10 protein-coding genes are annotated in these 8,862 nt (G+C 66.5%); 7 read left to right on the forward strand and 3 right to left on the reverse strand.

The features are described from left to right. Both GXB81_RS29340 and GXB81_RS29345 read left to right on the forward strand, forming a co-directional pair. A partial coding sequence (locus GXB81_RS29340; RefSeq protein WP_241016573.1) for an alpha/beta hydrolase occupies positions 1-625 on the forward strand: 625 nt, incomplete at its 5' end. A gap of 250 nt (positions 626-875) precedes the next feature. Further along, positions 876-1,196 carry an Mpo1-like protein gene (locus GXB81_RS29345; protein ID WP_167043226.1) on the forward strand — a complete coding sequence of 107 codons (321 nt, stop codon included), beginning with the start codon at positions 876-878 and terminating at the stop codon, positions 1,194-1,196. Positions 1,197-1,282: 86 nt separating this feature from the next. Here GXB81_RS29345 and GXB81_RS29350 read toward each other — a convergent pair whose 3' ends face one another. Beyond that, positions 1,283-2,596: a YihY family inner membrane protein gene (locus GXB81_RS29350; RefSeq protein WP_205192931.1), complete on the reverse strand. Its 1,314-nt coding sequence runs from the start codon at positions 2,594-2,596 to the stop codon at positions 1,283-1,285. Positions 2,597-2,753: 157 nt separating this feature from the next. On the opposite strand from GXB81_RS29350, the gene wrbA reads away from it, so the two are divergent. The 4 genes from wrbA (at position 2,754) to GXB81_RS29370 (ending at position 6,404) form a co-directional block, all read left to right on the forward strand. Continuing rightward, positions 2,754-3,356 (forward strand): NAD(P)H:quinone oxidoreductase, encoded by a 603-nt coding sequence (wrbA, locus tag GXB81_RS29355; protein WP_205991046.1) that lies wholly within the window; start codon positions 2,754-2,756, stop codon positions 3,354-3,356. A gap of 282 nt (positions 3,357-3,638) precedes the next feature. After that, positions 3,639-4,061, forward strand: coding sequence for a DUF2069 domain-containing protein (locus GXB81_RS29360; protein ID WP_345889879.1), 423 nt, complete (start codon positions 3,639-3,641; stop codon positions 4,059-4,061). A gap of 60 nt (positions 4,062-4,121) precedes the next feature. Beyond that, positions 4,122-5,540 (forward strand): FAD-binding oxidoreductase, encoded by a 1,419-nt coding sequence (locus tag GXB81_RS29365; protein WP_167043218.1) that lies wholly within the window; start codon positions 4,122-4,124, stop codon positions 5,538-5,540. 51 nt (positions 5,541-5,591) lie between these two features. After that, positions 5,592-6,404, forward strand: a complete 813-nt coding sequence (locus tag GXB81_RS29370; RefSeq protein ID WP_205991047.1) for a metallophosphoesterase — start codon at positions 5,592-5,594, stop codon at positions 6,402-6,404. Positions 6,405-6,476: 72 nt separating this feature from the next. Here the strand turns inward: GXB81_RS29370 and GXB81_RS29375 are convergent, their stop codons facing one another. Further along, positions 6,477-6,698 carry a hypothetical protein gene (locus GXB81_RS29375; RefSeq protein WP_167283531.1) on the reverse strand — a complete coding sequence of 74 codons (222 nt, stop codon included), beginning with the start codon at positions 6,696-6,698 and terminating at the stop codon, positions 6,477-6,479. 172 nt (positions 6,699-6,870) lie between these two features. Further along, positions 6,871-7,809 (reverse strand): LysR family transcriptional regulator, encoded by a 939-nt coding sequence (locus GXB81_RS29380; protein ID WP_167043214.1) that lies wholly within the window; start codon positions 7,807-7,809, stop codon positions 6,871-6,873. Between the two features lie 255 nt (positions 7,810-8,064). On the opposite strand from GXB81_RS29380, the gene GXB81_RS29385 reads away from it, so the two are divergent. Continuing rightward, on the forward strand, positions 8,065-8,862 hold a 798-nt coding region (locus GXB81_RS29385; RefSeq protein WP_346777827.1), incomplete at its 3' end, for a TolC family protein.

Below are 8,862 nucleotides of genomic sequence, written 5' to 3' on the forward strand. Positions count from 1 at the left end.
TGGCACTTACATGCCCATGCCCACCCTTTCCCTCCACGGCGCTCTTCCAGTCTCCGTGGCGCTCGCGCTGGGGTTGGTGGCCGGCCACAGCATGGGCTCGCTGTTCGCCCTCGACTTCGCGGCCCGCTACCCCGAACGCGCGACGCATCTCGCGCTGCTCGCGACCGCGATGCCGATGGCCGTCTCCGACGCATTGCTCGACGCCGCACTCAACCGCGAGCCCGAGGCAATCGGCATGGTCAACCAGTGGTCGCACTCGACGCTGGCGGCCAAGCCGTCCTGCCCGGGCCCGGGCTTCTGGCTGCACGGCATGAACCAGCGGCTCATGGAACACGTTTCGGCGAGCGGCGAACCGCACCTGTTCCATACCGACTTCACCGCCTGCCACACCTACGCCGACGGCCTCGCCCGCGCGGCTCAGGTGCGCTGCGCGACGCGGCTGGTCGTCGGCCGGCGCGATGCGATGACGCCGCCGCTCGCCGCGCAGGCAATCGCCGGCGCGCTTGCGCAGGCCGGCACGCCGGTCGACACGATCACGCTCGACGCGGGCCACGCCTTGATGACCGAGCAGCCCGACGCAACGCTCGATGCGCTGTTCAGCTTCGCTTCGCGAGCGCCGCGCTAGGTGTCGCGGTGTCGCAAAGGACCGGCGAAAGTCGTCGCGAATGGTCAAGATACCGGAGCCAAACGCGCCCTGCCATCGTCCGAATGGCCAGGTTGCACGCGACGCGCGACAGCCGGAAAATGTTCGAAGCCAGTCTTTTTCAGTCCATGTCCGATAACACCACGCCAACTCGCGGCAACGGCGGGCAACCACGGGCAGCGGGCCGGCAATCGGGCTGCATCCATAAGCTGCGTTCTATCCGGAGGCCACCATGGCTCATACAGCGCACACCGATCACTTCGCGAATTTCGCGGAGTTTTACCCGTACTACCTCAGCGAGCATCGCAACCCGGTCTCGCGGCGGCTGCACTTCGTCGGCTCGCTTGGCGTGATCGGCTGCCTCGCCATGGCGCTCGCCACCGGCGACTGGCTATGGCTGCCTGCGGCGGTGATCTGCGGCTACGGCTTTGCGTGGATCGGCCATTTCTTCTTCGAGAAGAACAAGCCGGCCACCTTCCGCCATCCGCTCTACAGCCTGATGGGAGACTGGGTGATGTTCAAGGACATCTGCGTGGGGAAAATCTCGCTGTAGTTGCGTGCTGCAATTGCGTGTTGTGGCTTCGGGCTGTCGTTGCGTGCCGTCGTTGCGGCAGAAACCCACCGCCGCGAACCGCAACCTCACGCCGCCGGATGCGGCAGCGAAGCCGCCTCGCGCGCGCTTCCCGCTGCCCGGGCCGACCTTGTGGCCGCGCGTGCCGCCAGCAGCGCGGCGAGCGTGAGCTTCAGCCTGTCGTTATCGAGCGCCGCCAGCAGCATCTCGCTGTCCACGCGCGTCGACTCGAGTTCGAGCTGATACGTGAGTTCCGCGCGGTCGATCACGAACAGATCGAAGAGCCGCTGCACCGTGGCCTGTGCCGGGTTCACGACCAGCACGTAGTGCGGCCCGGCCCGGTCTTCCTGCAGGCGCGCGATCCACTCGATCTCCTCGAGCCGCTGCAGCAGCATCAGCGTCGTGTCCATATCGCGGCGAAGCATGCGCGCGAGCTCGGGCATCGTGTAGCCTGGCTTGCCGGCCTCGCGCGCCTCCGAGAGCCGCGCGAGCAGTTCGAGCGAATCGAACAGATTGCTGCCGTTGAAAACGGGCCGGTGAAACTGGCCGATGCGGATCGCCGGCAAGGCCGACGAGATCATCGCGCCCGTGAGCGTAATGAACCAGCACAGGTACATCCACAGCAGGAACAGCGGCACGGCGGCGAACGCGCCATATACCGCGGTATAGGTCGGAATGCGGCGCACGTAATAGCCGAAACCGCGCTTGCCGAGTTCGAAGGCGACCGCCGCAATGACGCCGCCGATCACCGCGTCGCGCCATTCGACACGGCAGTTCGGCAGATAAACGTAAAGAATCGTGAACGCGAGCGCGGTGAGCGGCAGCGCGGCGCCCGCGAGCGCCCATTCGATCAGCGGCGTGATGCGCTGCGCGGCCGAGAACGACATCGATTGCGTGAACAGATACGACGAAATGGACAGGCTCACGCCGATCAGGATCGGCCCGAGCGTGATGATCGCCCAGTAGACCAGCACGCGCTGCGCGACGGGCCGCGCCTTGCGCACGCGCCAGATCACGTTGAACGCCGATTCGACGGTCATCATCGTCATGACCGCGGTAACGAACAGGATGATCATGCCGATCGTCGTCAGCCCCTTGGCCTTCGAGGCGAACTGGTTCAGATACTTGAAAATCTGGTCGTTCAGCTGCGCGGGCATCAGGTGGTCGGCGAGAAAAAACTGCAGCGACGCCTGGAACGAACTGAAGATGGGAAACGCGGTGAACAGCGCGAACGCCACCGTGGCGAGCGGCACGAGCGCGAGCATGGTCGTGAACGTCAGGCTGCCCGCGACCTGCGGAATCCGGTCCTCGCCGATGCGTTGCGCGGCAAACTGTGCGAGCCGCCTGAGCGTGTCGAGATCGAAACGCACCCTGGACAACAAACCTGCCTCCTTGCTGACTGAACCGCCAGATAAAAACCACTACCGCGGGACTGCGCGGACCGCACGCGGCGCGAGGCCGAACACACCTGGCCGAATGGCCATGAGCGGCCTGTGCAGCGGACCGAGCCCCTATAATACCCGTTCACCGATGAGGCCTATGAAAGACATTCTCGTGCTTTATTACAGCCGTCATGGCGCCACACGCGAACTTGCGCTCGCGATTGCGCACGGCGTCGACAGCGTTCCCGGCATGCAGGCGCGCGTGCGCACCGTGCCGGCGGTTTCCACGGTCTGCGAGGCGAGCGAGCCGGACATCCCCGCCGAAGGGCCGCCCTACGTCGAGCTGCGCGACCTCGAGGAATGCGCGGGCCTTGCGCTCGGCTCGCCGACCCGCTTCGGCAACATGGCGGCCGCGCTCAAATATTTTCTCGACGGCACCACGCCGCAGTGGCTCTCGGGCGCGCTCGCCGGCAAGCCGGCCTGCGTGTTCACGTCGACCGGCAGCCTGCACGGCGGCCAGGAATCCACACTGCTCTCGATGATGCTGCCGCTCCTGCATCACGGCATGCTGCTCGTCGGCATTCCGTACACCGAGAGCGCGCTCTCGACCACGCAAACCGGCGGCACGCCCTACGGCGCATCGCATTTCGCGCGCGCAGGCACGGCCGGGCAAGGCATCTCCGCCGACGAGAAAACGCTCGCAATGGCGCTCGGCGCACGCGTCGCGCGCACGGCGGCGTCGCTGACCGAAAGACCGTGAGCGAGTGACTGACTGGGTAGCCAGGTAGCCAGGTAGCCAGATAAACGAGCGAGCGAGCGAGCGAACAAGCAGGCAATCAAGCGAGCAACCAAGCGTGAGCGAAAAGCCGTGAACGATCCCGATCTGCAGCCAGCCGAGCGCGAGGATAGCCGTCGAGCCACGCATGCGCACCGTGCCGAATCCCGGGCCGCGAACCCGCCCGGCCACGCCGCGAATGCGGCGCACGCAGCGCAGGCGCCGCACGCTCCCCTCGCGGCCGGCGCATCGTTGCACGCCACCGCCGTGCCCGTGCAGCCGAAAACCACCGCCGCGCGCGTCGCCGCTGTCACGCTCGTCGCGATGATCGCGCTGGCCGTCACCTGGGAAGGGTGGCTCGCGCCGCTGCGTCCGGGCGGCTCGCTGCTCGTGCTCAAGGCGTTGCCGTTGCTGTCCGCGTTGCCGGGCGTGTGGCGGCGCCGGCTTTATACGCTGCAATGGGCGTCGATGCTGATCCTGCTGTATTTCGCCGAAGGTGTCGTGCGCGGCTGGAGCGATCACGGACTCAGCGCGCGTCTCGGCTGGCTGCAAGCCGTGCTCGCGGTGATTTTTTTTGCGAGCACACTCGCGTATGTCGGACCGTTCAAGCGCGCGGCGAAACGGCGGGCGAAGCAGGCGGCCGCCGAGGCGGCCAACGGCACCGCTGGCAGCGAAACCCGGCATGACTGAGCAGACCGCCCCGAACGACTTGCCCCACGCCCCGCACCTCAACCTGACCGAGCTGCCCCCATGACCCCGACCGACTTCCTCACCGCCTGCCGCGACGCCATCGGCGCGGCCCACGTCCTGACCGACCCGCACGACACCGCGCCCTATCTCACCGACTGGCGCCGCCGCTACACGGGCGCCGCGTGCGCGGTACTGTGCCCGGCCACCTCCGCGGAAGTCGCAGCGCTCGTGAAACTCGCCGCCGAGCATCGCATCGCGCTCGTGCCGCAAGGCGGCAACACCGGGCTCGCCGGCGGCGCAACGCCCGACGCGAGCGGCGCGCAGGCGGTCCTCAGCCTGCGGCGGCTCAACCGCGTGCGCGACATCGATCCGCACAACAACACGATCACCGTCGAAGCCGGCGTGATCCTCGCCGAGGTGCACAAGCACGCCGAAGCGGCCGGACGTCTGTTTCCGCTGAGCCTTGCCGCCGAAGGCAGTTGTACGATCGGCGGCAATCTGTCGACCAACGCGGGCGGCACCGGCGTGCTGCGCTACGGCAACACGCGCGAGCTGTGCCTCGGCCTCGAAGTCGTGACGCCGCAAGGCGAGCTGTGGGACGGTCTGCGCGGCCTGCGCAAGGACAACACCGGCTACGATCTGCGCGATCTGTTCATCGGCGCGGAAGGCACGCTCGGCATCATCACCGCGGCGGTGCTGAAGCTGCATCCGCAGCCGGCCGCGCGCGTGACCGCGCTCGCCGCGCTCGCCTCTCCTCATGCGGCGCTCGATTTTCTCGCGCTCACGCAAAGCGTCGCCGGGCCGCTTTTGACCGGTTTCGAACTGATGTCGGATTTCTGCCTGCGTCTCGTCGGCCGGCATTTCGAGCAGATGCGCTATCCGTTCGCCGAACCGCACGCGCAGGTCGTGCTGCTCGAACTGTCGGACAGCGAGAGCGAGGAACACGCGCGCACGCTATTCGAGGGGCTGATGGAAACGGCGCTCGAACAGGGTCTCGTCGAAGATGCGGTGGTCGCGGAAAACCTCGCGCAGTCGCGCGCGTTCTGGAATCTACGCGAGCACATTCCGCTCGCCCAGGCCGAGGAAGGGCTGAACATCAAGCACGACATCGCGGTGCCGATCTCGCGCATCGGCCACTTCATCGAGGCGACCGACGCCGCCATCGCCGAGGCCGCGCCGGGCGCGCGCATGGTCACGTTCGGCCATCTCGGCGACGGCAATCTGCACTACAACGTGCAGGCGCCCGAGGGCCTCGACGCGAAGGCGTTTCTGCAGGAATACCAGAGCCCGATCAACCGGATCGTCTACGACAGCGTGCACGCGCATCGCGGCAGCATCAGTGCGGAGCACGGGCTCGGCCAGTTGAAGATCGACGAGGCGGCGCACTACAAGCAGGACGTCGAGGTGCGGATGATGCGCGCGGTGAAACAGGCGCTCGATCCGCTCAATCTGATGAACCCGGGCAAGGTGCTACGCTAGGGTTCGAAGCCTGCACGCTCCGGTGCGCAGGCGCTTGCAGGAGTCGCGTCCGTGAAGATTCGCGTGCTGTCCGATCTGCATCTGGAAAACGACGAACCCGAACTGGTTCCGCATGCGCATGCGGACCTCGTCGTGCTGGCCGGCGACATCCACAACCATGCGGCCGGTCCGCGCTGGGCCGCGCAAACCTTCGACGACACGGTGCCGGTCGTCTACGTGCCCGGCAACCACGAGTACTACGACGGTGAATTCGGCGCGCTCGAAAGCGCGCTCATCGACGCGGCCGCGCAGGTCGACAACGTGCACGTGCTGAACAACGCCGCGCTCGTCGACCCGCAAGGCCGCTGGCGCGTGCTCGGCACGACGCTGTGGACCGACTTCGCGCTATACGGCGTGACACCCGAGGCAATCGAAGAGTCGATCGAGGCCGCGCGCCGCGTGATGCTCGACTATCGCGGGCTGATCCAGATGAACTGGCCGCACGACACGCACGACGCCGCGCGCGACTTCACGCCTGCCGACTCGCTCGCGCTGCACCGGCGGTCGCGCGCGTGGCTCGAAACCGAACTGGCGAAGCCGTTCGCCGGCAAGACGATCGTGGTCACGCATCATGCGCCGCATCGGCTGAGTCTCGCCGGGCGCTATGCCGAGGACCGCGTCTCGGCGGGCTTCGTCAATCATTTGCCGGAACTCGTGCGCGCGCCGGTCGCGCTATGGATTCACGGCCACACGCATACATCGTTCGACTATACGGTGGGCGGCACGCGCGTCGTGTGCAATCCGCGCGGCTATTTCGACCGGCGCAACGGGCAGTGGGAGAATCCGCAGTTTGTGTGGGATAAGGTGATTGAAATCGGTGGTTGAAATCGGCGCTTGACAGCGCGGGTTGAAATCCGGCGCGCGGATGCGCCGAACCGCGCGGCCTGGTTCAAGCGTTCAATGCTCGCGACGCTGGCGCTGCGCATCCTGCGGTTCGATCTCGACCGGCACGAGTTGCGGCTGCTGTTCGCGCATGCGGCGCAGCAGATCGCGCGATGCCGCGATGCCGATCAGTCCAAACATGACGGCCACGCCGATCATCAGGTGCGTATCCATGAATTTGTCGTCCTTCAGTGGTTGCGAGGTGCCGAACGGCGGCGAATCCAGCGCCTGCTGCAAGAGCGGCAGCGCGTGAACCACACGTTAGCAAATCACCCGCGCGCGAAAAGTAAGGAAGTGTTGCGGCGCAGCGCGTATGTAACAGGCTGTCACGCCACGCGGCGCCCCGCCGTTCCCCTACATCAGGCAGGGCGCGCGCATGCGCGAGAAGCGCTCAGGGCGCGGCGCCCTCTCACGAACGCGCGAACTTCCGCAACTCCGCGTGATCGGCGGCGAGCGTCGCCGGCAATTCGTCGCGCAGGAATTCGACCCACGTGCGAATCTTCGCGTCGAGATACTGCCGCGACGGATACAGCGCATACAGGTTCATTTCCTGCGACGTGTATTCGGGCAACAACCACACGAGGTCGCCGCTGCGCAAACCGCTGATCGCCGAATAGATCGGAATCAGGCCGATGCCCATGCCCTGGCGAACGGCCACGACCATCGCCTCGGCCACGTTCACCTGGAACGGGGTCGTGCCGAGCGCCACGGTTTCCTCGCCGTTCGGACCGTCGAAGGTCCATTTGTCGGGCGGAAACACCGGCGCGATCATTTGCAGGCACGTATGGCGCGCCAGGTCCGCCGGCGTTTGCGGCACGCCATGCTGTTCCAGATACGCGGGCGACGCGCACACGATGCTGAACGCGCTGCCGAGGCGCTGCGACACGAGGCCCGAATCGGGCAGGCCGGTCGCGAGCGTCAACGACACGTCGAAGCCCTCGTCGAGCAGATCGGGCATGCGCTGCGCGAGCGTCAGCTCGATATGCACGTCCGGGTAGCGCTCCTGATAACGCCCCACGGCCGGCACCACGTAGTGCTGGCCGAAGCTCGTCATCGCGTGAACCTTGAGCTTGCCGGACGGGCGCGCGTGCGCGTCGCTGGCCTCGGCCTCGGCCTGATCCACGTACGCGAGAATCTGCTCGCAGCGTTGCAGATAGCGCTCGCCGGCCTCGGTCAGCGCGATGCGGCGCGTCGTGCGGTTCAGGAGCCGCGTGCGCAGATGCGTTTCCAGATCGGAGACCGCGCGCGACGCGTAGGCCGTCGTCGTATTCAAATGCTGCGCGGCGCCCGTGAAGCTGCCCGCCTCGACGACGCGGACGAATACGCGCATGTTTTGAAGCGTGTCCATACTCCTCCCCCCTCTGTCGATCCGGCGTGAGCGGCGCTTCGGCCGCCGCCCCGGAATAGACGCCCCGGCATCCGTTCCGGCCCGCTGCAAGGCAGCGCCGAACAATGTCGGTTAATTGGCCGCGATTGTTACACGATCCGCAAAGGCAATTGTCTCATGTAGCGCAACGATGCCTTGCACCTTTACCGGTTATTCCCCAATCAATCAAAAAATATAATTGCGCACAAGGTTCTATAGTCAATTTTGGAGGAAATCGTGCAGTCTCCGGTACCCAGAGGGATCGCCGCAGCCGCGGTTCTTACGATCTTAATAACAATCGCGGGATGCGCAAGTACCGGAGGCATCGCACCGCAGGCGAACGCGGTCGCCCCGGCATCGCTCGACGCGGGCAACGCGATCCGCGCCGCGAATGCCGACGCGCAGTGGCCCGCCGCCGACTGGTGGCGCGCCTATCAAGATCCGCAGTTGAACCAGTGGATCGCCGACGCGCAGGCCGGCAACCCGAGCCTCGCGGTCGCGCAGGCGCGCGTGCGCGAGGCGGCATCGATGGCCGGCGTCGCGCGCGCGGCGCTCGCGCCGCAGGTCAACGGCAGCCTGTCGATCCAGCGTCAGCGGTGGGCCGACAACGTGTTCTACGGTCCGGGGCCGCTCGCGGGCGAGCAGTCGTGGAACAACACCGGCACGCTCGCCCTCGCCTATCACCTCGACCTTTGGGGCAAGGACAGGAACGCCGCCGAGCGCGCGCTCGACCTCGCCCACGCGAGCGCCGCCGACGCGCGCGCCGCGCTGCTCGAACTGCAGGCCAACGTCGTGCGCACCTATATCGAGATGTCGATGAATTACGCGCTGCTCGACATCGCCAAGGCAACGCTGCAGCAACAGCAGCAAATCGTCGACCTCGCGAACCGGCGTCTCAAGGGCGGCATCGGCACGCAGACGATGACGGTCTACAAGCCGCTCAAGCTGATCGCGAGCGAAGCGGCGAAGCTGTCGGTGGCGCTTGCGAAGGGCGAGAAGCCGGGCTTCAATGCGCAATACGACAACGGCAAGAAG

This window comes from Paraburkholderia sp. Ac-20336 (genome assembly GCF_017105025.1).
Taxonomy (GTDB): Bacteria; Pseudomonadota; Gammaproteobacteria; order Burkholderiales; family Burkholderiaceae; genus Paraburkholderia.

What these genes read in the sequence shown, in the direction of transcription:
- GXB81_RS29345 (WP_167043226.1), top strand. Translation starts at nt 876, where the DNA reads ATGGCTCATACAGCGCACACCGATCACTTCGCGAATTTCGCGGAGTTT.
- wrbA (WP_205991046.1), top strand. Translation starts at nt 2,754, where the DNA reads ATGAAAGACATTCTCGTGCTTTATTACAGCCGTCATGGCGCCACACGC.
- GXB81_RS29365 (WP_167043218.1), top strand. Translation starts at nt 4,122, where the DNA reads ATGACCCCGACCGACTTCCTCACCGCCTGCCGCGACGCCATCGGCGCG.
- GXB81_RS29380 (WP_167043214.1), bottom strand. Translation starts at nt 7,809, where the DNA reads ATGGACACGCTTCAAAACATGCGCGTATTCGTCCGCGTCGTCGAGGCG.